The sequence below is a fragment of the Edwardsiella piscicida genome, assembly GCF_021733145.1.
In the GTDB taxonomy this organism is placed as follows: Bacteria; Pseudomonadota; Gammaproteobacteria; order Enterobacterales; family Enterobacteriaceae; genus Edwardsiella; species Edwardsiella piscicida.
In genome coordinates this window covers 3,568,730-3,595,704 of sequence record NZ_CP090968.1, presented here as the reverse complement: position 1 = coordinate 3,595,704, position 26,975 = coordinate 3,568,730, and the positions used below count along the sequence as shown (strand labels likewise).

Sequence of the window (26,975 nt, the reverse complement as noted above, 5' to 3'; positions counted from 1 at the left end):
TACAGGGAATAATTAATGAATCAACGAATTACAGTTCGTGGCGGACTGCTTGTCATCATCGTTACCTATACCTTATTGCTTTTCTTTATCAGTAGCATGGGAATTTATTTCTTACGCCAGAGCAATCACTCTCTGGCGGTGGTCAATCAGCTGCAGGCCGATGAGCTGGGTCCGTTGTCGACCGGCTTTAGCGCCACCCTGCGCGCCCGCTCCGCCGCCGCCGTGGCGGCGCGTCAGCTGACGCTGGAGCATATTGCGGACGCCGACAGCAGTCGCCGGACGGTAGAGGCCCTGCTGACTGAGTCTAACGACATCATGGCGCAGTTTTCCGCGTTGAAAAAAGTCACCGTGGAGGGGCAGCGTCTGAGCGCTCGCCTTGAGCAGAGCTATAACGCCTATATCCAGGATGGCCTGCAGCCGATGGTTCAGGCCCTGGCGGCGCGTAATCTGGATACTTACTACGCCCTGCTGGAGAATCAGGTCAGCAGCCATTCCACGGAGTACGACCGCGATCTGCGCGAGTTTCGGCAGTTTGCCGATACGCTGGGACGCCAGGCGCTGGAAAAGGCACAGCGGGATTATCAGCGTGCCATGACCCTGATCATCTCCGCCTGCGTACTGCTGTTGGCGGTTGGTGGCTTCTGCTGGTATGCCCTGCGCGGCATCATTCTGCGGCCGTTGGCGCAGCTGGATGAGCAGGTGGAGCATATCGCCGCCGGGGATTTGGCCCGCCAGCTGGCGCTGAGCGGTCGCTCGGAGATAGCCCAGCTGGGTCGACAGCTGACACAGATGCAGCAGGCGCTGGCTGGAACGGTACGCCGGGTACGCGATGCCAGCGAGCAGGTTGACGTCGGCGCCCGTGAGCTGCGCGCCGGTAACCGCGATCTGTCGCAGCGTACCGAAGAGCTGGCGGCATCGCTGGAGGAGACGGCGGCCAGCATGGAGCAGCTGACGGCGACGGTGCGTCAGAACGCGGCCAATGCGGAGCAGGCCAATCTGCTGGCGAGCGGCGTCTCCGACAGCGCGAATCAGGGCGCGGGCATCGTCAATGAGGCGATCGTCGGCATGCGCAGCATCTCCCATAGTTCACAGAAGATCGCCGATATTATCAGCGTAAGCGATGGTATTGCCTTCCAAACCAATATCCTGGCGCTCAATGCGGCGGTAGAGGCGGCGCGCGCCGGTGAGCAGGGGCGCGGCTTTGCCGTGGTGGCCGGCGAAGTGCGCAACCTGGCACAGCGTAGCGCCCAGTCGGCGAAAGAGATTAAGCTGCTGATCGAAGATTCGGTGCGGCAGGTGAGCGATGGCGAGCGACGCGTCAGCGCGGCGGCGGAAACCATGGCGAAGATCTCCGCCGAGGTGGTACGCGTGACGGCGCTGATGTCGGAGATCTCCGGAGCCTCTCAGGAGCAGACCCGCGGTATCGAGCAGGTAAACCAGGCCATCGCCCAGATGGATCAGGTGGCGCAGCAAAACGCGGCGCTGGTAGAGGAGTCCACCGCGGCCACGGCGTCGCTGGAGGCTCAAAGCGAGCAGCTGATGCAGAGCATGGAGAGCTTTAAGCTCGCCTAATCTGCAGGGCGGTGAGGCGGCAGGTGTGCGCCTCACCGCCTACGATCGCCGCCTTAGCGCGGTACGCGCCGCAGGGTTGGTTGCCAGCTCTGTGGGGCGTGCGCTGGCGTTACCCGGACGGTGTCTGACCTCTGGCCCGCAGCGGCCCGCATTTCCCGCCTTGATGATGGGTTTCTGGCGCTACGCCGTTACGGGACCCCTCCGAGTATGTGTATAATCCGAGCGCTATCGTTATCCGCCGGAGCCCGCCATGACCTACCGCATTGCCTTTATCGATGACCACTATATCGTGCGGTCCGGCTTCGTGCAGCTGCTGGCGCTGGAGGAGGATATGGCGGTCGTCGGCGAGTTCAGCTCGGCGGCAGAGGCGCGGGCCGGCCTGCCGGGGCTGGATGTGCAGGTCTGTATCTGTGATATCTCGATGCCTGATGAAAGTGGGCTGGATCTGCTGGCCGATCTGCCCTCCGGGCTGGCGGTGATCATGCTGTCGATGCACGACAGCGCGGCGCTGGTTGAGCTGGCGCTGGATCGCGGCGCGCGCGGCTTTCTGTCTAAACGCTGCCGTCCCGAGGATCTGGTCAGCGCGGTACGCACCGTCGCGCAGGGCGGCGTCTATCTGATGCCGGAGATTGCCCAGCAGCTGGCGCGTACCCGCATCGATCCCCTGACTCGCCGCGAGCGTGAGGTGGCGATGATGCTGGCCCAGGGGCTAGAGGTGCGAGAGGTGGCCGAACGCCTCGGCCTGTCGCCGAAAACCGTACACGTCCACCGCGCCAACCTGTTTGTTAAGCTAGGGGTAAACAACAACGTTGAGCTGGCGCACCGCCTGTTGGGGCAGTGATGCAGCGTCTGATCTCCAGCATCGCCATCTTCTTCTGCTATACCATCGCCGGATTTTGCCTGTGGGCTATCGGCGCGGCGCTGGTGACGGCGCCCGTCGACGCGCTGCTGCTGTTTCCCTTCGGTCTGCGGATGGGCATTCTGCTGCAGACGCCGCGCCGCTACTGGCCCGGTATCCTGGCCGGCGACGTGGCCGTGCAGCTGTTTTTGAGCCATCAGCTGGGCGGCGGCAGCTGGCTGTGGGGAACCCTGGGGGGACTGCTGCTGTGCATGACCCTCGCCTGGGCGTCGGGAGACTGGCTGCGGCGCCAGCAGCGGCAAGAGGTTGAATGGCGCTGGCCGCTGCAGCAGGGGGCGCTGGTGGCGCTGGCGGCGCTGATCCAGGCGCTGTCCTGGTCGCTGGCGACCGGCGCCATGCCGGGGCCGGCGCTGCTGCTGGGGCTGTGCGGCGGGTTGACGGTGGCGCCGACCTGCCTGCTGATTTGGCACTATTTGGCGCAGCAGATTTGGCTGCCGCTGACGCCGGGGATTCTGCATCGCCCGGTCAACCTGCGCCTGCGCCATATCGGCGGCTATCTGCTGCTGTTCGCGCTGAGCCTCTGGCTACAGCACCTGGCGCAGCACGCCGACCTGCGCCGCTTTGTCCCTTTCTGTCTGGCGATCCCCATCGTCTTCATGTCGTATCGCTATGGCTGGCAGGGGGCGCTGTTGGCCACGCTGCTGAACGGCGTGGTGCTGATCGCGACGGAGCCGCAGGGCGATGCCCCGCACCGCGATCTGCTGCTGTCGCTGCTGGCGCAGAGTCTGACCGGGATGCTGCTGGGCGCCGGGATTGAGCGGCAGCGCGATCTGAACCGTCAGCTGACGCAGCGTCTGGCGGAGAACCGTTCATTGGCCCGTTCGCTGGTCATGGCGCAGGAGATGACCCGGCGGGAGATCGCCCGTGAGCTGCACGATGAGGTCGGACAGACGATTACGGTGATCCGCACCCAGGCGGGCATCATTCGACGGCTGAGCGATGAGCCGCGTCTGCTGACCAGCGCCGAGGCCATCGAAAACCACGCCCTGCGGGTATATGACGGCGTACACGATCTGCTGGCGCAGCTGTGGCCGGCATCGCTGAGCAATCTGCCGCTGTCGGCGGCGCTTTCGGCGCTGCTGCGCGATCTGGCGCCGCCGGAGCAGGGCACCACGGCGCAGCTACGCTGGCATATCGACGACGCCGCGTTGGACGACACCCTGAAAATTACGCTGTACCGCCTGTGTCAGGAGGGGGTGACGAACGCCTGTCGCCACGCGCGGGCCCGCCATATCGAGGTAGAGGGCTGGCAGGACGACGGTGGCCTGCTGCACGTGAACATCTGCGATGACGGCTGCGGGGTGGATACGCTCAGCCTGACGCCGGGGTATGGCCTGCGCGGCCTGCGTGAGCGGATCTGCGCCATGGGCGGGGAGCTGCGCCTGGAGAGCCATCAGGGGACCCGACTGGCTGTGATCCTGCCCGCAGTTTTATCCGGTGAGGCGGAAAACTAGGAGATTTTCTTAGCGGCGGCGGGGGATTTGTATTAGTTATCCCGCGCGCGCGCGACGCACCATAGCGGCTACAACGATGAGTTTTCACGCACGAGGTATTTCCCCATGTGGTCTTTTCTGAAAAGCCGCACCGACGCGCCCGAGATCCAGGATAGCGCCAAGGTTGATGCAGCCTATAAATACTGGCGCATCCAGCTGATGTGGGTCATGTATGTTGGCTACGCCGCCTTTTACTTTACCCGCAAAAGCTTCAACTTCATCATGCCGGAAATGATCAGCGATCTGGGGCTGAGCATGTCCGATATCGGCATCATGGGTACGCTGTTCTATATCACCTATGGCTGCTCCAAGTTCATCTCCGGGATGATCAGCGATCGCTCTAACCCGCGCTATTTTATGGGGCTGGGGCTGATCATGACCGGTATTATCAATATCGTCTTCGGGATGAGTTCGTCGCTGCTGGTGCTGGGAGCGCTGTGGATGGTTAACGCCTTCTTCCAGGGCTGGGGCTGGCCGCCGTGCTCGAAGATCCTGACCAGCTGGTATTCACGCGCCGAACGCGGCAGCTGGTGGGCCATCTGGAATACCTCTCATAACGTCGGCGGCGCGCTGATCCCGCTGCTGGTCGGCTTTATCTCTCTGCACTTCAGCTGGCGCTATGGCATGATCATCCCCGGGATTATCGGCATCGTTCTGGGGCTGCTGATGTGCTGGCGCCTGCGCGACAAGCCGGTCACGATGGGGCTGCCGAGCGTCGGCAAATGGCGTAATGACGCCCTGGAGCTGGTGCAGGAGTCCGAAGGCAAAGGGCTCTCCAATAAAGAGATCATCAAGCGCTATGTGCTGACAAATAAGTACATCTGGCTGCTGGCCGTCTCTTATGTACTGGTATATATCGTACGTACCGCGATCAATGACTGGGGTAACCTGTACCTGACCCAGACCAAGGGCTACTCGCTGATGACCGCCAACTCGGCGCTGTCGCTGTTTGAGGTGGGGGGCTTTATCGGTTCCCTGGTCGCCGGCTGGGGTTCCGATAGGCTGTTCCGCGGCAACCGTGGTCCCATGAACCTGATCTTCGCTATCGGGATCTTCCTCTCCGTGGCCGCGCTGTGGCTGATGCCGGGCGGCAGCTATGCGCTGCAGGCCGCCTGTTTCTTCTCCATCGGCTTCTTCATCTTTGGCCCGCAGATGCTGATCGGGATGGCCGCCGCCGAGTGTTCCCATAAGGATGCGGCCGGCGCAGCGACCGGCTTTGTCGGCCTGTTCGCCTATCTGGGGGCGGCGCTTTCCGGTTATCCGATCGCGCGGGTGATGGAAGTGTGGCACTGGAACGGCTTTTTCGTCGTGATTTCCGTGGCCGCCTGTCTGTCTGCGCTGTTTCTGCTGCCGTTCCTGCGTGCGCAGAAGGCCGATAGCAAAGCGCCGCCGGCGGTGCAGGCTAACGCCTGAGTTCGCTTTGACGCGATAAAAAAGGCATGGCTTCGGCCATGCTTTTTGCTATCTGAAGGCGGGGAACTGTGGCTAAAATGCAGACAACGGGATGGATTTAGCGTCGGATGGTCGGTTTTCTCAACAAACGGCGGCCGTAATGCAAAAAGGGGGTTGACGGCGGGGGAGGCTAGCAGTAACATGCGCTCCGCATTCGGCGAGTAGCGCAGCCTGGTAGCGCAACACGTTCGGGACGTGTGGGTCGGAGGTTCGAATCCTCTCTCGCCGACCAAATTCCTGAGAAACCCAGCCCTTACGGCTGGGTTTTTTGCGTTACGAGGGCTTTACAGTCAAACGCAAAAAAGCCGAGCCCCGGTGGGCGTTAAGGTGTTGACGACGGGTAGCGCTAGCAGTAACATGCGCTCCGCATTCGGCGAGTAGCGCAGCCTGGTAGCGCAACACGTTCGGGACGTGTGGGTCGGAGGTTCGAATCCTCTCTCGCCGACCAAATTCCTGAAAAGCCCAGCCTTTATGGCTGGGCTTTTTGCATTGTGGCCGGGGTGAGCGCGGGGCGCCTTAGCTCTCCTGGCGGCGAATAAAGTCGACGCAGCGCGGCGCGGCGATGCGCCGGTAGTCGGCGCAGTTTAGGATCAGCGAGCGCTCCAGCGTGCCGGCGTTAAAGGCCAGCTCCTCAAAGCGGGTAAACAGCAGCGGATCGGCGACCAGCAGCAGGTCGGGATGCAGGCTGAAAGGGGGGATCGCGCCAAAGAGGCAGTCGGTCAGCGCGCTGACCTCTGCCGGGCTGGCCAACGAGGCGCGAGTGCCGCCGATGCCCCGCGCCAGCGCGCTGAGATCGGCCTGCTGATCGGCGGGCAGCACCGCCAGCACATGCTGCTTTATCCCATTCCCCTTGACGTGGCAGACCAGCGCCTTGGCGCCCTGGCCAAGCTGGGTGCCGCGAATTTTGGCCACCTCTTCTGATTTCCCCGCGCTGGGGTGTTCAACGACGCGATAGCGCGCGCCTTGGCTATCCAGCAGCCGCTGCAGCTGTTCAAATGTTGCCTGTGACACCGTATTTCTCCCATTGATGATGATGCCTGTGATCATAACGCGAAGGCGCGGCTGCGCCTGAGGCCGTTTCCGCAAAAACGGCCGCTGTGGCGCGCGCGCACCCGTTTTCAGCAGAATTTTCCCCTGTATTAATGGCACTTTCCCGGGTTAACTGTGTATATATTCGACATTTGAGATAAATTTTTTCGCCGGCGGCGACAGGGAGATCGACTGGTAAAATTTTGTTACATGGTGGAATGCACGGTGTAATTTCACCGTGGGCAGATTTCGACCTATCTGTGAGGTTTATTTGTCCTTTTTTATACAAAAATATTGCTTATTTATTAGGCGATAAATTGTATTTTGTCATATTGACGTTAACCGGAACACTTGAGAGATTGGGATGTATAAGGTGAAAACAGCGCTTCAGGATTGTGCATCTATTCGCTGATGGACTGCCCGATGAGTCGTTCCTCGCCGGGATATCGTCTACCCACCTTGGCCGCTCAGGCCGCCGCCGGACGGATCGTACAGAAAAAAACAGAGATCCGCCGGTCACACAACATCACAGTATGGAGTTCAATGTTATGTCTTCCAATCATCACGTATCTACGGGGCGTGGCGCAGGCGCCGTCGCGCTGAAATGGGGCGTCGGCCTGGTCGCGTTGGCGATCGCCGGCAGTTTGCAGGCAAAAACCCTGGTGTACTGTTCTGAGGGATCGCCTGAGGGGTTTAACCCGCAGCTGTTTACCTCCGGTACCACCTATGACGCCAGCGCGGTCCCCATCTATAACCGCCTGATTGAGTTTAAGAACGGGAGCACGGAGATCGAGCCCGGGCTGGCGGAGAGCTGGGAGGTAAGCCCCGATGGCAAGACCTATACCTTCCATCTGCGCAAGGGGGTGAAGTGGCAGGGCAGTAAGCTGTTTAAGCCGACCCGCGACTTCAACGCCGATGATGTGGTGTTCTCCTTCGAACGCCAGCGCGATCCGAACCACCCGTACCACAAGGTCTCCGGCGGCAGCTATGAGTACTTTCAGGGGATGGGGCTGCCGGAGCTGATCGCCAAGGTCGAAAAGGTGAACGATAGCACGGTGCGCATCGAACTGAATCACCCGGAGTCGCCGTTCCTGGCGGATCTGGCGATGGATTTCGCGTCGATCCTGTCTGCTGAATATGCCGATGCCATGATGAAGGCGGGCACCCCGGAGAAGATCGATCTGGAGCCGCTGGGCACCGGTCCCTTCCAGCTGGTGCAGTACCAGAAGGATTCGAAGATCCTCTATAAGGCCAACAAAGACTACTGGGGCCCGCAGCCGAAGATTGACCGCCTGGTGTTCTCCATTACGCCGGATGCCTCGGTACGCTACGCTAAGCTGCAGAAGAATGAGTGTCAGGTGATGCCGTACCCGAACCCGGCGGATCTGGCGCGCATGAAGCAGGATAAGAACATTACCCTGCTGGAGCAGCCGGGGCTCAACGTGGGCTACCTGTCGTTTAACGTCGATAAAAAGCCGCTGGACAACGTCAAGGTGCGTCAGGCGCTGACCATGGCGGTCAACAAACCGGCCATCATTGAGGCCGTCTATCAGAAGGCCGGGCAGCCGGCGAAAAACCTGATACCGCCGACCATGTGGGGCTATAACGACGAGATTAAGGATTACCCGTACGATCCGGAGAAGGCCAAAGCGCTGCTGAAAGAGGCCGGCTTGGCAGAGGGATTCAGCATCGACCTGTGGGCGATGCCGGTGCAGCGTCCCTATAACCCCAACGCGCGCCGCATGGCCGAGATGATCCAGGCGGACTGGGACAAGATCGGCGTAAAAGCCAAGATTGTGACCTATGAGTGGGGGGAGTACCTCAAGCGCGCGAAAGACGGCGAACACCAGACGGTGATGATGGGCTGGACCGGCGATAACGGCGATCCGGACAACTTCTTCGCCACGCTGTTCAGCTGCGATGCGGCCAAGCAGGGCTCCAACTACTCTCGCTGGTGCTATCAGCCGTTTGAGGCGGTGATTCAGCCAGCGCGCGCCGAGGCGGATCAGGCCAAGCGCGCCGAGCTGTATCGCCAGGCGCAGGTGATTATGCATGACCAGGCACCGGCGCTGATCATCGCCCACTCCACCGTCTATGAGCCGGTGCGTAAAGAGGTGAAGGGCTACGTCGTGGATCCGCTGGGCAAGCATCACTTCAATCAGGTCTCCCTGGAGTAATCCTGCCGCCCCTCAAGGGTGAGGGGCTTCGTGAACCGTACCGCCGCATGGCCGTGAGGCTAGGCGGTCTCCGGTATCAGGCGCTGCGTACTCTTGCGCAGCGCAGCGGGCCGGCGAGTGGGTGCCGGCCAACTACAGAGAGTTCGGGTTATGCTGCAGTTTATTCTCCGGCGTTTGGGGCTGGTCATCCCAACGTTTATCGGCATTACGTTGCTGACATTCGCGTTTGTGCACATGATCCCCGGCGATCCGGTGATGATCATGGCGGGCGAGCGCGGGATCTCCGCGGAACGTCATGCTCAGATCATGGCTGAGATGGGGCTGGATAAGCCGCTATATCAACAATACTTTATCTATATCGACGACGTGCTGCACGGCAACCTCGGTCAGTCCCTGAAGAGCCGGACTCCGGTGTGGCAGGAGTTTGTGCCGCGCTTTCAGGCGACGCTGGAGCTGGGGATCTGCGCCATGCTGTTCGCGGTGCTGCTGGGGATCCCTATCGGGGTGCTGGCGGCCGTCAAGCGGGGGTCGATCTTTGACCATACGGCGGTCGGCGTGGCGCTGACCGGCTACTCCATGCCGATTTTCTGGTGGGGCATGATGCTGATCATGCTGGTCTCGGTAAATCTGGATTTGACGCCGGTTTCCGGGCGTATCAGCGACACGGTATTTCTGGACGATAGCCACCCGTTGACCGGCTTTATGCTGATCGACACCCTGCTGTGGGGGGAGCCGGGGGACTTTAAGGATGCGGTGATGCACCTGATCCTGCCCTCTATCGTGCTGGGGACCATTCCACTGGCGGTGATCGTGCGCATGACCCGCTCGGCGATGCTGGAGGTGCTGAGCGAGGACTATATCCGCACCGCCCGCGCTAAGGGGCTGAGCCGTCTGCGGGTGATCGTGGTGCATGCCCTGCGCAACGCGCTGCTGCCGGTGGTGACGGTGATCGGCCTGCAGGTCGGTACGCTGCTGGCCGGGGCCATCCTGACGGAGACCATCTTCTCTTGGCCGGGGCTGGGGCGTTGGCTGATCGACGGTCTGCAGCGCCGCGACTATCCGGTGGTGCAGGGCGGCGTTCTGCTGGTCGCCAGTATGATCATTCTGGTTAACCTGCTGGTTGACGTGCTGTACGGCATCGTTAACCCGCGTATCCGCCATAAACACTAGGAGGCCGCTGATGTCTGAACCAACAACGGCCGCGACGGCGGCCACCGCATCCGGCGTCGCGGCCCCGCGGCCGATGACGCCGCTGCAGGAGTTCTGGCACTATTTTCGCCGCAATAAAGGCGCTGTCGCTGGGCTTATCTACGTGGCGATCGTGGTGGTGGTGGCGCTGGGGGCCAATGTCATTGCGCCGCACCTGCCGCAGGAGCAGTTCCGCGATGCGCTGCTACGTCCGCCGGTCTGGGAGGCCGACGGCAGCTGGCGCTTTATTCTGGGCACCGATGACGTGGGGCGCGATGTGCTGTCGCGGCTGATTTACGGCGCCCGTCTGTCGCTGCTGGTGGGCTGTCTGGTGGTCGCGCTGTCGCTGATCCTCGGGGTGGTGCTGGGGCTGCTGGCGGGCTACTTCGGCGGCGCGGTCGATGCGCTGATCATGCGGGTAGTCGATATCATGCTGGCGCTGCCGAGCCTGCTGCTGGCGCTGGTGCTGGTGGCCATGTTCGGCCCCTCGATCGTGAATGCGTCGCTGGCGCTGACTTTTGTGGCGCTGCCGCACTATGTCCGCCTGACGCGCGCCGCGGTATTGGCGGAGGTGCATCGCGACTATGTGACCGCCTCCGGGGTGGCCGGCGCCGGTGCGCTGCGTCAGATGTTCGTCAATATCCTGCCCAACTGCCTGGCGCCGCTGATCGTGCAGGCGTCGCTGGGGTTTTCTAATGCGATCCTCGACATGGCCGCGCTGGGGTTCCTGGGCATGGGTGCCCAGCCGCCAACGCCGGAGTGGGGAACCATGCTGTCCGATGTGCTGCAGTTCGCCCAGAGCGCCTGGTGGGTGGTGACCTTCCCCGGGCTGGCCATTCTGTTGACGGTACTGGCGTTTAACCTGATGGGCGACGGCCTGCGCGATGCGCTGGATCCGAAGCTGAAGCAGTAAGGAGAGGGACATGGCATTACTGGATGTAGATCAGCTATCGGTGCATTTCGGCGACGATAGCGCCCCTTTCCGTGCGGTTGACCGCATCAGCTATCAGGTTGAGCAGGGAGAGGTGGTGGGGATTGTCGGTGAGTCCGGCTCCGGCAAATCGGTCAGCTCGCTGGCCATTATGGGGCTGATCGATTTTCCCGGGCGGGTGACGGCACAGCGGCTGAGCTTTAACGGCGCCGATCTGCAGCGTATCTCCGAGCGGGAGCGACGCCAGCTGGTGGGGGCCGAGGTGGCGATGATATTCCAAGACCCGATGACCAGCCTGAATCCCTGCTACACGGTGGGATTTCAGATTATGGAGGCGCTGAAGGTGCATCAGGGGGGCAACCGGCGCACCCGGCGTCAGCGCGCCATCGACCTGCTCACCCAGGTCGGTATTCCCGATCCGGCGTCGCGCCTGTCGGTCTATCCGCATCAGCTTTCCGGCGGTATGAGTCAGCGCGTAATGATCGCCATGGCGATCGCCTGCCGTCCCAAGCTGCTGATTGCCGATGAGCCGACCACCGCGCTGGATGTGACCATTCAGGCGCAGATTATCGAACTGCTGCTGGCGCTGCAGCAGCGGGAAGATATGGCGCTGGTGCTGATCACCCACGACCTGGCGCTGGTGGCAGAGGCGGCGCATAAGATCATCGTGATGTACGCCGGGCAGGTGGTGGAGTCTGGGCTGGCCGGCGAGATTTTCCACACGCCGCGCCACCCCTACACCCAGGCGCTGCTGCGGGCGCTGCCCGAGTTCGCGGTGGACGGCGAGCGTTTGGTGTCGCTGCCGGGGGTGGTGCCGGGTAAGTACGATCGCCCGACGGGCTGCCTGCTCAATCCGCGCTGCCCCTATGCGACCGAGCAGTGTCGGCGCGAGGAGCCGTCGCTGCGCCACCTGCACGGGCGGGCGGTGAAGTGCCATACCCCATTGGACGACGCCGGGAGGCCGACAGCATGAGTGAAGCCATATTACAGGCGCCGTTACTGCAGGCGGTGGACCTGAAAAAGCATTATCCGGTCAAGAGCGGGCTGTTTTCCCCAGAAAGGCTGGTCAAGGCGCTGGACGGTGTCTCGTTCAGCCTGGAACGGGGAAAAACCCTGGCGGTAGTCGGGGAGTCCGGCTGCGGTAAGTCGACGCTGGGACGTCTGCTGACGATGATCGAAACGCCGAGCGCCGGCGAGCTCTATTATCAGGGCCAGGATCTGCTGCAGCCCGATGCGCAGGCGCAAAAGCTGCGCCGCCAGAAGATCCAGATCGTGTTCCAGAACCCCTACGCCTCGCTGAACCCCCGCAAGAAGATCGGCGCGATCCTTGAGGAGCCGCTGCGGATCAATACGTCGCTGTCGCGCGACCAGCGGCGCGAGCGGGCGCTGGCGATGATGGCGCGGGTCGGTCTAAAGACCGAGCACTACGATCGCTATCCCCATATGTTTTCCGGCGGCCAGCGTCAGCGTATCGCCATTGCCCGCGGCCTGATGTTAAATCCGGACGTGGTGATCGCCGATGAGCCGGTGTCGGCACTCGACGTGTCGGTGCGAGCGCAGGTACTCAATCTGATGATGGATCTGCAGCGGGAGCTGGGGCTTTCCTATGTCTTTATCTCACACGATCTGTCGGTGGTAGAGCATATCGCCGATGAGGTGATGGTTATGTACCTGGGACGCTGCGTTGAGAAGGGCAGTAAGGCGGCGGTGTTCGGCAATCCGCGTCACCCCTATACCCAGGCGCTGCTGTCGGCGACGCCGCGGCTGAATCCGCAGATGCGCCGCGAGCGGATCAAGCTGAGCGGGGAGCTGCCCAGTCCGCTCAATCCACCGCCCGGCTGCGCCTTTAACGCCCGCTGCCGCTGCGCCTTTGACACCTGTCGCCAGCTGCAGCCGCCGCTGCGTCGCTATGGCGATCAGATGATCGCCTGTTTTGCCGTGGAACAGGAGGCGGGGGCATAGTTGCTCCAGTGCAATAAAAAAAGAGCCGCGAGTCGGCTCTTTTTTATGGTGGCGTCGCCGCGGCTACTGCGGGTAGGGCACCCAGTCCCCGCCGTTGAGGCGTACATAGGGTTTCCCCTGATACATCATGACGATGGCGTTATCGTTTTCCGATACGGCGGCGCTTTGGGGCAGGTTACTGACCAACGCCTGCCAGTTGACGCTGGGCTGGGTGAAGATCTTGCCATCCAGGCTGCGGACGACCAGCTCGGAGAGGGCCAGATAGCTGCTCGGCCGATCGACCAATACCGGCGAGGCCGGCGCCGGCGCCTTCATTCCGCTAAAGATGACGCCGACCGGCACGTGAGTAATGGGCATGCTGGGGATATCGCGCAGTCCGGCCATCTGCATTTTGTCACCGACCACCGCCGCACCGTGTTCCGGTACGATCACCACCATCACATGACGCCCGGATCTCTCCAGATCGTCCAGAAAACTGTTGAGCTGGTCGAGCAGATTTTGCGCCCGCGGTTTAAAGTCGGCCCCCCGGTCGCTATTGATAAAGCGGTTGCCGTCGTGCAGGGCGATCAGGTTGACGAAGTTGGCCGTACGCACGTCGCCCAGTTTTTCCGTATTGCCCAGCCAGCGCTGCAGCGTCTCCAGATCGTTGAAGATAGGCTCGCCGTCGAACGCCGTCAGTTCATGGTCAATATTCGCCTGTGACGCCAGCGGCGGCTGCAGCGCGGCATACTGGCGCAGTTCATTGAGGTAGTCACCGAATTTCCCGGAGTGATCCATGGTGAGCTGTTGCTGGAACCCCAGGCGGCCTAGGTTTTCCATTAGATCGCACTGCTGGCTTGCCGGGGTATACAGCGCCTTGTGCGAAGGCTGGCCGCAGCTGGCGCGTAGCAGGCGGATAGAGGCCGGGCCGCTGTAGGCGGTGGCGGAGTTAAAGTTATTGAACAGAATATCCATCCGTTTCCACAGCGGATGATCCTGCAGGCCGACGGCGCTGAGATCGCTCCAGGAGAGGGAGCAAATATTGATAATCAGCAGGTCGAAGGGCTGGGCATCGGCCGGCAGAGCCGCGGGGAAGTGGGTTTGCCGCTGTTGTTCGCTGGCGTAAAAGCGATCCAGCCAGTCGTTGAGATTGCTGTTGTTGGGCGCGGCGCTCTGCGCCGGGATCTCAGCAGCGCTGGCGGTTGATATCGATGTATTGTCTGGCGTGGACTGGCTGCTCACCGAAGTATCGACCGTGGCAGCACCCTGCTGCAGGCTGAGCTGCGGAACGCCTAGGCTGCCCAGATTGACCCATACCAGGGCCAGAATGGTGAACGTGGTAATCCGAATCCACTGGGCGAGAAACAGGTAGGCGACGGTGATCACCAGCGCCGCACCGATCATGGTCCAGTTAACGAAGCGTTGAGCTAAGTCCAGCGCATAGGCGGCGCTGAAGTGGCTCCACTGATCGCGCTGTTGCACGATGCTGTTCAGCCCCGGTAGCCAGGTGTCGTGGTAAAACAGCGCCACTCCGATGGGGATAGCCAGCCAGTTACGCCAACGGTGCAGATGCGCCGAGGGCAGGGGAAACAGCAGAAAGGCTAAAAAGATGACGTTGGCGAAAGGGTGAAAATTAAGATAGCCGTACCACAGTAACGCCAGTTTCAGTAAAAAGTAGAGATTCCAGCCGCCCAGCCCGCGCCAGCGGTAGCCTCGTTCAGAGAAAACGCTCTGCTGCTCAGTGTGTTTTGCCATGCTTATCTACCCTAGCGGAGAGTGGGCGGCGGTGCAGTACCGTCACCCGTTGAAGATAACGGGTCGGAAAAATCGTCCTCCGCAGCGTTCGCAGAGGATGGGGATAATACTTGTGCAGGTAAAAACCGCCGGGCAGCATGACCAGCGCGCACAGAACGAGGATCTGTAGAATATCCGTAATCGTCATCATGATGAGGGCTCCCGTGGCGTCATCCCGAGGGTCAGTTGCCGGGGGATGCGTCGTGGATGCGGTATGGCGGTCTCCGTTGGCGCCCTGACCTGCGGTGAAGGAAGCGGTTCGGGTGGCAGCCCTTGCGTGGGGGTCTCATTGCGCATACGCGTCAGCTCCAGCATCAGCTCTGTATCCTGGTGCCATAGACGGCGGTGGATAAATAGCTCTTCGACGGGCAGTGGGAAGATAAAGCGCAGTGCGGTGTCCAGCTCATGGGGGCGGCAGTAGGCCAGAAACAGCACCAGCGATTGCCCGTCCAGCGTGACTAAATCGCCGTCGCGGCGCAGGTTGCAGAGTTTTAGCACCTGTTCGGCATCGATTCCGGAAACCGGCCGTAAGGAGACCAGCGTGCCACGCCCGTCGTGCGGTATCAGCGGGTTATCCAGTAGGTCGAGCAATAGCGTGCAGAACTGCGCTTTGGGCCGGTAGCCGCGCAGTTTGAGCGGCTGCAGGGCGTCGAGCAGCGTGGTGATATTGGCCGGCACATGGCGCAAAAATGTGTGTCCCTGAAGCCCCTCCAGACTCACCAGCGCATTGGATAGGGTGGCGTGTAGCGGGATAACCACGTTGGCGCCGCAGGCCAGCAGCAGGCGTTCGTCGCTGCTGCGCTGCACAACCGCCTGCTCTCGTACCGCTATTTTCAGCGCATTGCCGCGCTGGCGGCGCAGCGTGTGGATTTGGCGCGCCAGATCGTCCACCTGATCGCTTTGCGTCAGTGAAAAGATCAGGGTTGCCGCCTGCGCCGTCAGCGCGGCGGTAAACAGCTCATAGTTAGACGTAAACAGATGCCAGTGCTCAGAGAGCGGGGGGGCGCCCTCCAGAATCGCGGCGTGCGCCAGATAGCTATCTTCATCATTATGGGGCTGTGGCGGTGGCAAAGGGGTTTCTACCGTGGCCTGCCAGCCCTGCGGCGTTTGGGCTAACGGGATATTCTGCTGAGCCGAAACGCCACGCTCATTACACCAAAAGGCGACATCATAGAGCCAGCGGTCCAGCTGCCAGCGTAGGCTAGCCACCCCTGAGACGAGTCGATTCAATGGAACTAGCTGATTACGTAGGACATCGGTTCCTGCCCCGTGACAGATGACGAGCAGCGTCGCGCTGCAGCGCTGTAGCCAACGATGGGTGAGGTTTATCCACCGGTTTAGCCCCTCGGCGGAGAGCGTGGTCAGGTCGGCCGCCGGGATCAGTAGGATAAACAACGGAGATGTTGAGCCCATTAGGTGAGCTAACTCATCCGGCAGCGCCATCAGCGCCGCTGGCGTCGGCGTCAGGCGATAAACCGGCAGAGACGCAGGACCTTGCGAATACGTCTCCTCCAACGCGGACGTCATCTGTCTATCGTGACCCGCGTCGATAAGCGTGACGTGGCTGTCCGCCTGCTGGGCAAAAATCGTTTGGCGACACAGGCTGGGCACATCCTGTGTGCGATCGATATTCAACCAATAAAGGCCGTGCGTTTGCACTGTCTGTAGCTCATCCCACAGGTGTGGGATACCGAGCGTAAATGATTGCGCCATGGTATATCGACTTTGTGAGAGTAGAGTGCTTCACCATGCCGACATAGGCAAAATAACATTAACTATCAAATGATTATGAGATAGTAATGTGGGTAATCATCCCTATTTTGCATTATGGCAGCGCCATTTTCCTACCTTGCTATACTCACTTAAACCATAGCTGAATTTTTATGGTTAGCAGAATGAGCGAACAAACAAAGTATCGAACGGCGCCGACGCCGTCATCGTCGGAAGATCTTGCCGTGTTACAGCGCATCTACGGGATTATGGATATTGATTACGTCAATATCGTGCGGATAGAGCATGTAAACAAGGCATTGGAACGCTGGCCGCTGTTGGCAGAGTGTCGCCAGCTGGCAGAACGACGGGACTCATCCATATGGTAACGGTAGCGCTACAGGGAATTCGCGGCGGTGTCGGCACTACCAGTACCGCCGCGGCGCTGGGTTGGGCGCTCAATGGCCTGGGACAGCGAGTGCTGGTGGTCGATGCCAGTCCCGGCGATCAGCTGGGGATGCATTTTAACCTGCCGCTCGCCGATCGCGCGGGCTGGGCGACGGCGCTGTTGGAGGGCAGCGCATGGCAGGAGAGGGCCTGGCGCTATACCGAAGGGCTGGATTTTCTGCCTTTTGGCGCGGTGGAATCAGCGCAGCTGCCTGCGCTGGAGACCTGCGTAAGCCAGGCTGAGTGGAGGGCGTCCTTTGCGTCGCAAAGCGCGGTCTACGACTGGATAATCCTGGATATTGGCAGTGGGCATACGCCGATATCCCGGCAAATGGCGGCGTTCGGCGAGCTGCTGCTGCTGTTGATTATGCCGGATGCCAACTGCCATTTGCGCTTGCACCGTCAGGCGCTGCCTGATGATGCGCACCTGCTTATCACGCAGCTGTTACCCGGCAGCGTATTGCAAGAGGATCTCTACCTGCTGTGGAAGCAAACCCTGCCTAGATTGGTGCCGTTGGTGATGCACCGTGATGAGGCCGTCGCCGAGGCAGCCGCCGGTAAACAGCCTCTCGGTGAGTATGCGCCCTATTCTCAGGCGGCGCAGGAGGCCACCAACCTGGCGGCGTGGTGCCTATTGCATAAGCATCCTGAGAGCGCGGAGGCGACATGAGGCATGCGTGGGATGTGTTGCTGGCGGCACCGGCGAGGCGGGCATGGACGCAGCGCTATCGGGAGTGCCGCGCACACGGTGCGACGCCGCTGGACGCTATCAGCGGTTGTTTTTGGCTTACCGTCGCGTGGCTGTTTCTGCATTGGGAGTCACCGGCGTGGCGGGCTATCCATCAGCAGCAGGCCGCGTTGTTTCCTCATCTCGATCCGCTGCGGCCTCGTCCCCTCGATCCCGTGCGATATGGGCTGCAGGCGATATGGCTCGCGTTGACCCGCTGGCCGCATTCCGAAACGTTACTGGGTGCCCTACGCCGCATCAGCCGGCGCAGCCTGCAGTGGCTGGCGGGGTTACCGGCGCGATGGGGACAGCAGAAAGGCGAATCGGTCTGGTTAGATGCGTTACCCAATACCGTGCGCCGGGTTGTATTGACGCTGTCGGCGCTGCTGGGGTCCGCACTCGCGTTACTGTGTATCTCTCAGCCGTTTGACCTGCTGTCGCAGTGTATCTTTGTGCTGCTGCTGTGGGGATGCGCGATGGTGATCCGTCATATTCCCGGGCGCTTCACCACGCTGCTGCTAGTGCTGCTGTCAATTACGATTTCCTGTCGTTACATCTGGTGGCGCTATACCTCAACGTTGAATTGGGACGATCCGTTTAGCCTGATCTGTGGCCTGCTGCTGTTAGCCGCGGAAACCTATGCCTGGGTCGTGCTGCTGCTGGGGTATTTTCAATCGGTATGGCCGCTAAATCGCCCGCCGGTGGCCTTGCCCAAGGCGATGGATCAATGGCCGATAGTCGATATTCTGATCCCCACCTATAACGAAGATCTTCGGGTGGTTAAACCCACCATCTATGCTGCGCTGGGGATCGACTGGCCTCGGGATCGGATCAACATCTATCTGCTGGATGACGGCGGCCGTGACAGCTTTCGCCAGTTTGCCGAGGAGGTTGGCGTTCACTATATTGCGCGCCCAACCCATGAGCATGCCAAGGCCGGTAACCTAAACTACGCGCTGAAGCGGATCAACGGTGAGTTTGTGGCGGTGTTTGACTGCGATCACGTCCCCACCCGTACGTTTCTGCAGCTGACCATGGGCTGGTTTTTACACGATGCGCGGCTGGCGATATTACAAACGCCGCACCATTTTTTCTCGCCGGATCCGTTTGAGCGCAACCTGGGGAATTTTCGGCGCACGCCGAATGAGGGCCAGCTGTTTTATGGCCTGCTGCAGGATGGCAACGATATGTGGAACGCCACCTTCTTCTGTGGCTCCTGTGCGGTGCTGCGCAGAACGGCGCTGGATGAGGTCGGCGGTATCGCCGTTGAGACGGTGACCGAGGATGCGCACACCTCGCTGCGCCTGCACCGTAAAGGCTGGACATCTGCCTATATTCGCATTCCGCTGTCCGCCGGGCTGGCGACGGAGAGCCTGTCGGCACATATCGGCCAGCGTATGCGCTGGGCGCGCGGCATGACTCAGATTTTCCGCCTGGATAATCCCTTTTTGGGTAAAGGGTTAACGCTGGGACAGCGTTTGTGCTACGCCAACGCCATGATGCATTTTCTCTCCGGCATTCCCCGGCTGATTTTTCTGGTCGCACCGTTGGCGTTTCTGTTGTTTCACACCTACGTTATTTTTGCGCCGGCGATGGCGATCGTGCTGTATGTGATTCCGCATATGTATCACTCCAGCTTGGCGCGTATTCGCCTACAGGGGCGCCATCGTCACTCTTATTGGAATGAGATCTATGAAACGGTATTGGCCTGGTATATCGCTCGCCCGACGCTGGTGGCGCTGATCAATCCGAAGAAAGGGCGTTTCAATGTGACGCAGAAAGGGGGATTGGTCTCGCATAATCATATGGATTGGGTTATCTCGTCGCCCTATCTGTCGCTGGTGTTATTGAGCGTGCTGGGGCTGTTATTTGGGGTCTGGCGTCTGATTTTTGGGCCGCAAAATGAGCAACTTACCGTGTTGCTGACCGTCGGATGGGTGATCTATAACCTCGTTATTCTGGGCGGCGCGGCGGCGGTCGCCGTTGAGGTGCGCCAGATCCGTCAGGCGCACCGGGTCGACATCGCGATGCCGGCAATCCTGATGCGCCACGATGGACATCTTTATCCCTGCACTCTGCGCGACTATTCCGATGGTGGCGTGGGGATCGAACTGGCGGATGAGCGTCTGTGCCTACGGGAAGGCGAGTCGATCTCTCTGCTGCTGCAGAAAGGGGAAGAGAGCTTTGTGTTTCCGATTGCGGTAACGCGAGTCGTGGGGCGCCGAGCCGGGCTGCGTTTGGATGGACTGAGCGTCGCACAGCATATTGCGTTTATCCAGTGCACCTTTGCCCGCGCCGATACCTGGGCGCTGTGGCAGCAGGCCATCCCAGAGGATCATCTGGGCGGTGGTTTTGTCGGTATTTTACGCCTGGTGGGGCGCGGTTACCGTAGCTTGGCCGAGTATGCCCCGGCACCGTGGCGCATGCCGATTATGGTGGCGGTGCGTTTGGGCGCTTGGCTGGTTTCCTTTGTACCGCGTCCGATAGTGGGACGCCAGACCGCGTAGTGTGTATCCCTCGATATGCAGTATGTGGGCACTAACTTATTATGGAGCAACGGAGATACCCATGATGAAGATGATACACCTGTTGTGGGCTGCCATCGCGCTGGGCTCCAGCATGATGGCGCAGGCACAGTCTCCGTTTCCAGTGGCGTCAGATAGCGCGCCGGCGGCGGGTAGCGCAGCGGCACTGGCAACGGAGAGCAGCGCTTCGGCTGCGCCCGTCTCGACGCAGACGCTGGATTTGACTCGGTTGGCCTCCGGGCCGACGGTACTGCGCGGCGATAACCCCAACGCCTATATGGAGTTCGGGGTGCCGCGCGACCAGCTGGTGACCAATGCGATGCTTAACCTGGTGTTTACCCCATCGCCGTCGCTGGTGCCGCTGGTATCCCAGGTTAAGGTATTCCTCAACGATGATCTGGTCGGCGCCGTGGCGGTCGATAAAAGTCAGTTAGGGCATGCCAATCAGGTCCAGGTGCCGCTAGATGCACACTATATTACCGATTTTAATCGCATTCGCCTGGAGTTCGTCGGTCGCTATCAGTCTTATCGCCAGTGCGACAACGAGTGGCATCCGACCCTGTGGCTGGCCGTTGGGCAGGGCAGTAGCCTGACGCTGACGACCCAGTCCCTGTTACTGCAAAACGACTTATCCCTATTCCCCCGACCCTTCTTTGACAGCGCCAGCAAGGCGCCGCTGACGCTGCCGGTGGTGTTCGCCGCCCAGCCGAATCTGGCGCAGCAGCAGGCCGCGGCGGTGCTGGCATCCTGGTTCGGGGCGCAGGCGCAGTGGCGCGGTCAGCGTTTCCCAGTGCTGTATAATCAGCTGCCGGATCGGCATGGGGTGGTGTTTGCCACCAATGCGCAGCGCCCGGACTTTTTAGCTGACTACCCGGCGGTTGACGGGCCGACGGTGGCGATGATCTCCCGGCCGGATAATCCTTATATCAAGATGCTGTTGATTATGGGGCGTGACGATCGCGACCTAATGACGGCGGTGCGGGGGATTGCCCAGGGCGATATCCTGCTGCGCGGCGATAGCGCCCGCGTCGATCGGGTCGAGACGCTCGCTCAGCGGCAGCCCTATGATGCGCCCAACTGGGTGCCGACCGACCGGCCAGTAACCTTTGGCGAGCTGCAAAGCTATAGCGATCAGCTACAGTCGAGCGGGGTGCGGCCGGCACCGATATCCTTAACCCTGAATCTGCCGCCGGATCTGTTTTTGCTCCACAACGCCTATGTGGATATGAATCTGAAGTACCGCTATACCCAGCCGCCGTTTAATGACGGTTCGCGTATGACCGTGAATATCAATAATCAATTTTTACAGGCTTTCCCTCTACTGCCCTCGGAAGATCAAGAGCGTGCACTATTGCATATCCCTTTGATTCAGGGCTTGTTTGATAAAATGGATGCCGTCACTATCCCCGCGGTAAAACTGGGGATTCAGAACCATCTACGCTTCGATTTTGACTATGTGGTGCCCTATCTGACGCCCTCCAACGGCGAGTGCGTCTCTTATCAACCGTTGCCGAATACCGTGGCGATCGGTAACGCCTCGACCCTTGACTTCTCCGGCTTCCGTCACTTTATCGCGATGCCGGATCTGCGGAGTTTCGCCAACGCCGGTTTCCCCTTTAGCCGCTTGGCCGATCTGTCGCAAACCCTGGTGGTGGTGGCGCCTAAACCCTCGGCGATACAGGTGAGTACCCTGCTGTCGGCGCTGGGGAATATCGGCGCCCAGACCGGCTATCCGGCGCTGGCGGTGACCCTGAGTGACGACGTTGCGCAGGCGCAGGATAAGGATCGCGATATTCTACTGATCGGGCGTATTCCGCCGACGCTGCGCGACGCGGATCGGGTTGCGGCGCTGGTGAGCGCGACGCAGAGCTGGCTGGAGAGTCCGATGAATACGACGACGGACAACACGATTCCGGATCCCAGCGCGACGCGCGCCGCCGCAAAAACGACCCTCAGCGCGACGGCGCCGCTGGCCGCCATCGTCGGTTTTCAGTCGCCATTCAATGCGCAGCGTAGCGTGGTCGCGCTGCTGGCGGACGATCAGCAGGGCTATACATTGCTTAATAACGCCTTGATTGACAGCGGTAAAACCGAGGCGATGTACGGTTCGGTCTCCATTATTCGGACCTCCGGCGTCAATAGTGTGCGGGTGGGCGACATTTACTACGTTGGCCACCTGCCTTGGTGGGAGCGCCTATGGTATATCTTCTCCTCTCATCCGTTCATTCTGGCGGCCTTGGCGCTGCTGGCGATTGTGCTGGTGAGCCTGGTGCTGTGGCGGGTGCCGCGTATGCTGCGCCGCCGCCGTCTGGATCCCGACGATAGGAGATAAGCGCATGAAGGAGTCGGTCTGCCGTACATTGATGGCTGCCGCATTGCTGTGTGTCAGCGTCGCCACCGTAGGCGCGCCCTGTGAATGGCATGAGTGGGAACAGTTTCGTCAGGGCTATATCAGCCCTGACGGGCGAGTTATCGATCCCAGCTCTCCTCGCCAGATAACCACCTCGGAGGGGCAAAGCTATGCGCTGTTCTTTGCCCTGGTCAATAACGATCGCCCGTTGTTCGCTAATCTATTGGCCTGGACGCAGAATAACCTGGCGCAGGGCAGCCTGCGCCAGCATTTGCCGGCCTGGAAGTGGGGGCGCCATGATGACGGGCGCTGGCGCATATTGGATAACAACTCCGCCGCGGATGCCGACCTGTGGATAGCCTATGCGCTGCTGGAGGCCGGACGCCTGTGGCAGGATGCCGATTACCAACATTTGGGCATTCAGCTGCTGGCGCGGATTGCCCGGGAGGAGGTGGTCTCGCTGCCGGGGTTTGGCATGATGCTGCTGCCGGGTCGCCAGGGGTTCCGCTCCGGCGCCCTGTGGACGGTAAATCCAAGCTATCTACCACCGCAGATCCTGGCCCGGATTGCGCCGTTGCATGGGCCGTGGAATCGCCTGCAGTACAGCGCGCTGCGTATGTTAGAGGCGTCGTCGCCGCAGGGTATCGTGCCGGATTGGACCAACTGGCAGCGGAATAAGGGCTGGCTGCCGACGCCGGGGCGGGCCTATATCAGCGGCTATGATGCTATCCGGGCCTATCTGTGGGCGGGAATGCTGGCCGACGGCGCGCCGGCCAAAAGCGCGCTGGTGAAGCACTGGCAGCCGATGGTGGCGCTGAGTGAGCGTCTGGGATATATCCCTGAAAAGGTCAGCGTGCTGGGCGCGCAGCCCCAGGGCGAAGGCAACGTCGGGTTCTCTGCCGCCATGCTACCGTTTCTGGACGCCAGCAACAGCCCGCTATTGGCGGCGCAGCGCCAGCGGGTAAAAGATAACCCGCCGGGGAATAATAACTACTACAGTTCAGTCCTGACGCTGTTTGGCCTGGGATGGGATCAGCGGCGTTACCGTTTTAATCTACAGGGCGAACTGGTGCCAAACTGGGGTGCCGTATGCGATGTTTCCGACTGAGTCTGACCGCCCTACCGGTGACGCTGGCGCTGAGCGCGCCGGTGTGCGCCAGCGAAGTAAATGCGACGGACTGGCTGCTGCAGCAGGTCCGTATAGGCGAATCGTCGCAGCGTTACGATCTGGTAACGCAGTCGCTCGACCGTCTGATGATGATAGCGCCCGATGATCCCGAGGTGATCCTGGCGCGTATTCGCATGCTGCTGCGCCAGGGGGATATGGCTGCCGCCAATCAGCTTGTCGATAAATCGTGCCGTCCGGCGCCGGATGCCGCGGTATGCCAAACGGCGCGAATGCAGGTGGCGCTGAATACGCCGGAGGGACATCAGGGTCTGCAGCAGGCGCGTCTGCTGGCGTCCGGAGGACAGTATGCGGCGGCCGTCGCCGCCTATGACAAGCTGTGGCACGGCATGTCGCCGCCGCTGGAGTTTGCGCCGGAGTATTGGCGCACGGTCGCGCGTCTGCCGGGGCAGGTATCGCGGGCGATAACGGCGCTGCAGGCCGTCAACCAGCGCTATCCCAACAGCGCTGCGCTGCAAACGACACTCATTAGTCTGTTGTTTTCTGATGGAAAAGAGGCACAGGCCTACGCATTGCTGACGCAGATGGCGGCTGACGGTGCAACCCGCGATAGCGCCGCCTCTCTGTGGATGACGCAGATCCAGCGTATGCCGCTGGGTGAGCAGAGCGTGGCGGCCCTGCAGCGTTATATTCAGGTGTTTCACGATGCGCCGCAGGCGGTAGCCGACGCGCAAGCGCTGCTGCAGACGCAGCAAGCCCAGCTGGCGGATCCGCAGTATCGGGCGCGCAGTACGGGGTTGGCGCAGGCTGCCGCCGGGAATGACAGTCAGGCCCAGCCGCTGCTGCAGCAAACGCTGCGTCAGCATCCTAACGATGCGGAGACGCTGGGCGCGCTGGCGCAGACGTATTCCCAGCAGGGCGATCGTCCGCGGGCTATCGCCCTGTTTGAACGCGCTATCGCGGCCGATCCACACAGCGATCAGCTGAGCAAATGGCAAAGCCTGCTGAAGACGAACCGCTACTGGCTGCTGATTAAACAGGGGGATGAGGCGCTGGCGGCGCATCAATACGCCCTGGCGCAGCAGAAATATCGTCAGGCTCAGGCGCTGGATGGTGAGAATGCCTACGGACCGATCGGCCTGGGGGATGTGGCCGCGGCGCAGGGGGATTTGGCGCAGGCGGAGCAGTCATACCGCCTGGCGCTACGGCGCGATCCGCTTAATGGCAGTGCGCTGAGAAAGTTAGTAAGTCTTTACCAGCAGCAGTCGCCGGATAAGGCGCTGGCTTATCTGCAGCAGCTGCCGGCGGCGCAGCGCCGGGCCATGCAGTCGTCGTATAGCGAGCTGCAAAGCGACGCGCTGCAGCAGCAGGCGGCGGCCCTGGCGGGGCGTCAGGCCTGGGGACCCGCGCTGGAAAAACTGAATGAGGCGCAGCGTCTGACGCCGGACGACGTCTGGCTGAACTACCGGCTTGCCGGTACGCTGGTCAGCGCCGGGCAGCCTGAGCGGGCCGATGCGCTGATGCAGCGCATGGATCAGCGCTTCTCTCACCGCGGTGACCAAGTGTACGCCCGCGCGCTGTATCTCTCCTCCCGTGGTCAGCCCGATCAGGCTCAGGCGGTGCTGCGACGGATCCCCGCGGCACAGTGGAGCGACGGCATGCGCGCGCTGGATCTGCGCCTGCAGGCTCAGCATATCGTAGACCACGCCAACGGCCTGCGCGACGGCGGCCATGAACAGCAAGCGATCGCTTACTTACAGCGCCAGCCCGCCACCACGGCGATTGATCTGACACTGGCCGACTGGGCGCTGGCCCGAGATGACTATGCGGATGCCCTGAAGGGATATCAGGGCGTCCTGACGCGCGATCCACAGAACAGCGATGCCCGTTTAGGGGTGATTGAAACGCGGGTGGCGCAGGGCGATCGCCGCGCGGCCGAGGCGGCGCTGCGGCGTCAGCCGCCGCAGGCGGCGGCTGACGATCTCAACGTACAGCGGCGGATCGCCAATGCCTGGGCCGCCTGCGGAGATCCGCAGCAGGCCCGGCGTATCTTTGACTCGCTCTTGCCGACCGCGCGCCGAACGCCGGGTATGGCGGGGGCGCTGGTGCTACGTGACGATGCGCGTCTGGCGGTGCAGTCGCGTCAGACCGAGCGGGCGCAAAACGATCTGCGGTCGGCCATGGTCGCCACGGGCATCAGTGAGACGCCGCCGCAGGATAATGATGCGTTTACCCGCCTGACGCGCACTGCGCCGCAGGATGACTGGCTAAAACGCAGCGTTCGCGCTGACGGCGCCGATCTCTATCGCCAGCAGGAGGTTCGCTTTACCCTTGAGCATGACTACTGGGGCTCTAGCGGCAGCGGAGGCTATTCCGATCTCAAGGCCCATACGACGATGCTGCAGGCCGATATGCCGCTGTACGATGGCCGCCTTTTCCTCCGCGGCGATCTGGTCAATATGGATGCAGGCCGCCTGTCGGGCGGCGCCTACCAGGACAAGTTTGGCAGCTGCTATGTCACGGGATGTCCGGCCGGTGAGGGGCAGCGCGGCGCCGGAACCAGCCTGGCCGTTGGCTGGCAGAATAGCGCCTGGCAGATGGATATCGGCACCACTCCCATTGGCATGAAGGTGGTGGACTGGGTTGGCGGTATAGCCTACAGCGGTAGCTGGGATCATATCGGCTGGACGCTGGAAGCCCATCGTCGCCCGGTCTCCAGCTCCCTGCTGTCGATGGGGGGGCAGCGTGATCCCCATACCGGTACGGTATGGGGCGGCGTCCGGCGCAACGGCGTCGCGCTGAGCGGCAGCTACGATCGCGGCGGGCCGCACGGCCTGTGGGGCTCGCTGAGCGCCGACTACCTGGAGGGCAAGAACGTCGAGAACAACAGCAGCATGCGCTGGATGGGGGGCTACTACTACAAGCTGATCAATGAAGATAACCGTCGAGTCAGCGTTGGGCTCAGCAATATGCTCTGGCATTACGACAAGGATCTCAGCGGCTATACCCTGGGACAGGGCGGCTACTACAGTCCGCAGCAGTATGTGTCGTTCGGGATACCCGTTAACTATCGCCAGCGCACGGAGAACTGGTCGTGGGAGCTGGGCGGATCGGTCTCCTGGTCCTACGCCAACACGTCGCGGCAGGCGCGCTACCCGCTGCAGAACCTGGTCGACAGTACGACGGTACCGGACTATGCCGCATCGGACGACGGCGGCAGCAGCAACGGATTCGGCTATACCCTACGGGCGATCGTGGAGCGGCGGCTGAGCAGCCACTGGTTCGTCGGCGCCGGAGTCGATATTCAGCAGGCGAAGGACTATACCCCCAGCCATGCGCTTATCTATGTGCGCTACTCTATGCAGGGGTGGCAGGGCGATATGGATCTGCCGCCGCAGCCTCTGCGGCCCTATGCCGATTTCTAGAGCGGAGTCAGATACGCCGCGCGCGGGCGAATAGGCCGCTGCGCGGCGTTTTTTTTACGTAATATTATGTGGATATGGAACCTAATGACGCCCATTTATCCTAGGGATGGAATGGGAAAGGCGCGAAACGATCTTTTGGTATAGTTAATAACGTTGGCTAATCCAGTAT

At 61.3% G+C, this 26,975-nt stretch carries 19 protein-coding genes and 2 tRNA genes; 17 read left to right on the top strand and 4 right to left on the bottom strand.

The annotated features are described in order from the left end of the window. Positions 1 to 15: 15 nt before the first annotated feature. From L1P05_RS16345 to L1P05_RS16320, 6 genes are all read left to right on the top strand, one after another. Complete coding sequence (locus tag L1P05_RS16345) at positions 16 to 1,572, top strand: methyl-accepting chemotaxis protein (protein ID WP_012850196.1); 1,557 nt, start codon at positions 16 to 18, stop codon at positions 1,570 to 1,572. A 250-nt stretch (positions 1,573 to 1,822) separates the two neighbouring features. Then, positions 1,823 to 2,413 (top strand): response regulator transcription factor UhpA, encoded by a 591-nt coding sequence (gene uhpA / locus L1P05_RS16340; RefSeq protein WP_012850195.1) that lies wholly within the window; start codon positions 1,823 to 1,825, stop codon positions 2,411 to 2,413. Then, positions 2,413 to 3,945: a signal transduction histidine-protein kinase/phosphatase UhpB gene (gene uhpB, locus L1P05_RS16335; RefSeq protein WP_012850194.1), complete on the top strand. Its 1,533-nt coding sequence runs from the start codon at positions 2,413 to 2,415 to the stop codon at positions 3,943 to 3,945. Before uhpA ends, uhpB begins: the two co-directional genes overlap by 1 nt. Positions 3,946 to 4,050: 105 nt before the next feature. After that, on the top strand, positions 4,051 to 5,397 hold the full coding sequence (gene uhpC / locus L1P05_RS16330) for an MFS transporter (RefSeq protein ID WP_012850193.1): 1,347 nt from the start codon (positions 4,051 to 4,053) through the stop codon (positions 5,395 to 5,397). Positions 5,398 to 5,591: 194 nt separating this feature from the next. After that, positions 5,592 to 5,668 (top strand) — tRNA-Pro (locus tag L1P05_RS16325). Positions 5,669 to 5,807: 139 nt separating this feature from the next. Then, a tRNA-Pro gene (locus L1P05_RS16320) sits at positions 5,808 to 5,884 on the top strand. 68 nt (positions 5,885 to 5,952) lie between these two features. Here the strand turns inward: L1P05_RS16320 and L1P05_RS16315 are convergent. Beyond that, positions 5,953 to 6,447, bottom strand: coding sequence for a YbaK/prolyl-tRNA synthetase associated domain-containing protein (locus L1P05_RS16315; RefSeq protein WP_015462499.1), 495 nt, complete (start codon positions 6,445 to 6,447; stop codon positions 5,953 to 5,955). 566 nt (positions 6,448 to 7,013) lie between these two features. On the opposite strand from L1P05_RS16315, the gene dppA reads away from it, so the two are divergent. The 5 genes from dppA (at position 7,014) to dppF (ending at position 12,723) form a co-directional block, all read left to right on the top strand. Beyond that, positions 7,014 to 8,642: a dipeptide ABC transporter periplasmic-binding protein DppA gene (dppA, locus tag L1P05_RS16310; protein ID WP_012850191.1), complete on the top strand. Its 1,629-nt coding sequence runs from the start codon at positions 7,014 to 7,016 to the stop codon at positions 8,640 to 8,642. Between the two features lie 150 nt (positions 8,643 to 8,792). Next, positions 8,793 to 9,812: a dipeptide ABC transporter permease DppB gene (gene dppB, locus L1P05_RS16305; protein WP_012850190.1), complete on the top strand. Its 1,020-nt coding sequence runs from the start codon at positions 8,793 to 8,795 to the stop codon at positions 9,810 to 9,812. 10 nt (positions 9,813 to 9,822) lie between these two features. Further along, a complete protein-coding gene (gene dppC / locus L1P05_RS16300) occupies positions 9,823 to 10,743 on the top strand; it encodes a dipeptide ABC transporter permease DppC (RefSeq protein ID WP_012850189.1) in 921 nt (306 codons plus the stop codon). 10 nt (positions 10,744 to 10,753) lie between these two features. Next, complete coding sequence (gene dppD, locus L1P05_RS16295; protein ID WP_012850188.1) at positions 10,754 to 11,734, top strand: dipeptide ABC transporter ATP-binding protein; 981 nt, start codon at positions 10,754 to 10,756, stop codon at positions 11,732 to 11,734. Then, entirely contained in the window at positions 11,731 to 12,723 is a 993-nt protein-coding gene (dppF, locus tag L1P05_RS16290) for a dipeptide ABC transporter ATP-binding subunit DppF (protein ID WP_012850187.1), read from the top strand. The genes dppD and dppF overlap by 4 nt, the downstream gene beginning before the upstream one ends. Positions 12,724 to 12,786: 63 nt before the next feature. On the opposite strand, the gene bcsG is transcribed toward dppF, so the two are convergent. Genes bcsG through bcsE form a run of 3 tightly spaced genes read right to left on the bottom strand, consistent with a single transcriptional unit; the run spans position 12,787 to position 16,209 of the window. Continuing rightward, positions 12,787 to 14,457 (bottom strand): cellulose biosynthesis protein BcsG, encoded by a 1,671-nt coding sequence (bcsG, locus tag L1P05_RS16285; RefSeq protein WP_012850186.1) that lies wholly within the window; start codon positions 14,455 to 14,457, stop codon positions 12,787 to 12,789. Next, positions 14,441 to 14,647 carry a cellulose biosynthesis protein BcsF gene (bcsF, locus tag L1P05_RS16280; protein WP_012850185.1) on the bottom strand — a complete coding sequence of 69 codons (207 nt, stop codon included), beginning with the start codon at positions 14,645 to 14,647 and terminating at the stop codon, positions 14,441 to 14,443. The genes bcsG and bcsF overlap by 17 nt, the downstream gene beginning before the upstream one ends. Then, positions 14,644 to 16,209 (bottom strand): cellulose biosynthesis protein BcsE, encoded by a 1,566-nt coding sequence (gene bcsE / locus L1P05_RS16275; RefSeq protein WP_012850184.1) that lies wholly within the window; start codon positions 16,207 to 16,209, stop codon positions 14,644 to 14,646. The genes bcsF and bcsE overlap by 4 nt, the downstream gene beginning before the upstream one ends. A 182-nt stretch (positions 16,210 to 16,391) precedes the next feature. On the opposite strand from bcsE, the gene bcsR reads away from it, so the two are divergent. The 6 genes from bcsR to bcsC all read left to right on the top strand — a co-directional run bounded on the left by bcsR (position 16,392) and on the right by bcsC (position 26,806). Beyond that, entirely contained in the window at positions 16,392 to 16,595 is a 204-nt protein-coding gene (gene bcsR, locus L1P05_RS16270; protein ID WP_012850183.1) for a cellulose biosynthesis protein BcsR, read from the top strand. After that, complete coding sequence (bcsQ, locus tag L1P05_RS16265) at positions 16,589 to 17,323, top strand: cellulose biosynthesis protein BcsQ (RefSeq protein WP_012850182.1); 735 nt, start codon at positions 16,589 to 16,591, stop codon at positions 17,321 to 17,323. Before bcsR ends, bcsQ begins: the two co-directional genes overlap by 7 nt. Further along, complete coding sequence (gene bcsA / locus L1P05_RS16260; protein WP_015683505.1) at positions 17,320 to 19,887, top strand: UDP-forming cellulose synthase catalytic subunit; 2,568 nt, start codon at positions 17,320 to 17,322, stop codon at positions 19,885 to 19,887. The genes bcsQ and bcsA overlap by 4 nt, the downstream gene beginning before the upstream one ends. 61 nt (positions 19,888 to 19,948) lie before the next feature. Continuing rightward, positions 19,949 to 22,237 carry a cellulose biosynthesis cyclic di-GMP-binding regulatory protein BcsB gene (gene bcsB, locus L1P05_RS16255; RefSeq protein WP_015462493.1) on the top strand — a complete coding sequence of 763 codons (2,289 nt, stop codon included), beginning with the start codon at positions 19,949 to 19,951 and terminating at the stop codon, positions 22,235 to 22,237. Positions 22,238 to 22,241: 4 nt separating this feature from the next. Next, complete coding sequence (gene bcsZ / locus L1P05_RS16250; RefSeq protein ID WP_012850179.1) at positions 22,242 to 23,363, top strand: cellulose synthase complex periplasmic endoglucanase BcsZ; 1,122 nt, start codon at positions 22,242 to 22,244, stop codon at positions 23,361 to 23,363. Beyond that, on the top strand, positions 23,345 to 26,806 hold the full coding sequence (bcsC, locus tag L1P05_RS16245; protein WP_012850178.1) for a cellulose synthase complex outer membrane protein BcsC: 3,462 nt from the start codon (positions 23,345 to 23,347) through the stop codon (positions 26,804 to 26,806). The genes bcsZ and bcsC overlap by 19 nt, the downstream gene beginning before the upstream one ends. Positions 26,807 to 26,975: the final 169 nt, after the last annotated feature.

Excerpts from the sequence above, each read along its gene's own strand:
- L1P05_RS16345 (WP_012850196.1), top strand. The coding sequence starts at position 16 with ATGAATCAACGAATTACAGTTCGTGGCGGACTGCTTGTCATCATCGTT.
- uhpA (WP_012850195.1), top strand. The coding sequence starts at position 1,823 with ATGACCTACCGCATTGCCTTTATCGATGACCACTATATCGTGCGGTCC.
- uhpB (WP_012850194.1), top strand. The coding sequence starts at position 2,413 with ATGCAGCGTCTGATCTCCAGCATCGCCATCTTCTTCTGCTATACCATC.
- uhpC (WP_012850193.1), top strand. The coding sequence starts at position 4,051 with ATGTGGTCTTTTCTGAAAAGCCGCACCGACGCGCCCGAGATCCAGGAT.
- dppA (WP_012850191.1), top strand. The coding sequence starts at position 7,014 with ATGTCTTCCAATCATCACGTATCTACGGGGCGTGGCGCAGGCGCCGTC.
- dppB (WP_012850190.1), top strand. The coding sequence starts at position 8,793 with ATGCTGCAGTTTATTCTCCGGCGTTTGGGGCTGGTCATCCCAACGTTT.
- dppC (WP_012850189.1), top strand. The coding sequence starts at position 9,823 with ATGTCTGAACCAACAACGGCCGCGACGGCGGCCACCGCATCCGGCGTC.
- dppD (WP_012850188.1), top strand. The coding sequence starts at position 10,754 with ATGGCATTACTGGATGTAGATCAGCTATCGGTGCATTTCGGCGACGAT.
- dppF (WP_012850187.1), top strand. The coding sequence starts at position 11,731 with ATGAGTGAAGCCATATTACAGGCGCCGTTACTGCAGGCGGTGGACCTG.
- bcsG (WP_012850186.1), bottom strand. The coding sequence starts at position 14,457 with ATGGCAAAACACACTGAGCAGCAGAGCGTTTTCTCTGAACGAGGCTAC.
- bcsF (WP_012850185.1), bottom strand. The coding sequence starts at position 14,647 with ATGATGACGATTACGGATATTCTACAGATCCTCGTTCTGTGCGCGCTG.
- bcsE (WP_012850184.1), bottom strand. The coding sequence starts at position 16,209 with ATGGCGCAATCATTTACGCTCGGTATCCCACACCTGTGGGATGAGCTA.
- bcsR (WP_012850183.1), top strand. The coding sequence starts at position 16,392 with ATGAGCGAACAAACAAAGTATCGAACGGCGCCGACGCCGTCATCGTCG.
- bcsQ (WP_012850182.1), top strand. The coding sequence starts at position 16,589 with ATGGTAACGGTAGCGCTACAGGGAATTCGCGGCGGTGTCGGCACTACC.
- bcsA (WP_015683505.1), top strand. The coding sequence starts at position 17,320 with ATGAGGCATGCGTGGGATGTGTTGCTGGCGGCACCGGCGAGGCGGGCA.
- bcsB (WP_015462493.1), top strand. The coding sequence starts at position 19,949 with ATGATGAAGATGATACACCTGTTGTGGGCTGCCATCGCGCTGGGCTCC.
- bcsZ (WP_012850179.1), top strand. The coding sequence starts at position 22,242 with ATGAAGGAGTCGGTCTGCCGTACATTGATGGCTGCCGCATTGCTGTGT.
- bcsC (WP_012850178.1), top strand. The coding sequence starts at position 23,345 with ATGCGATGTTTCCGACTGAGTCTGACCGCCCTACCGGTGACGCTGGCG.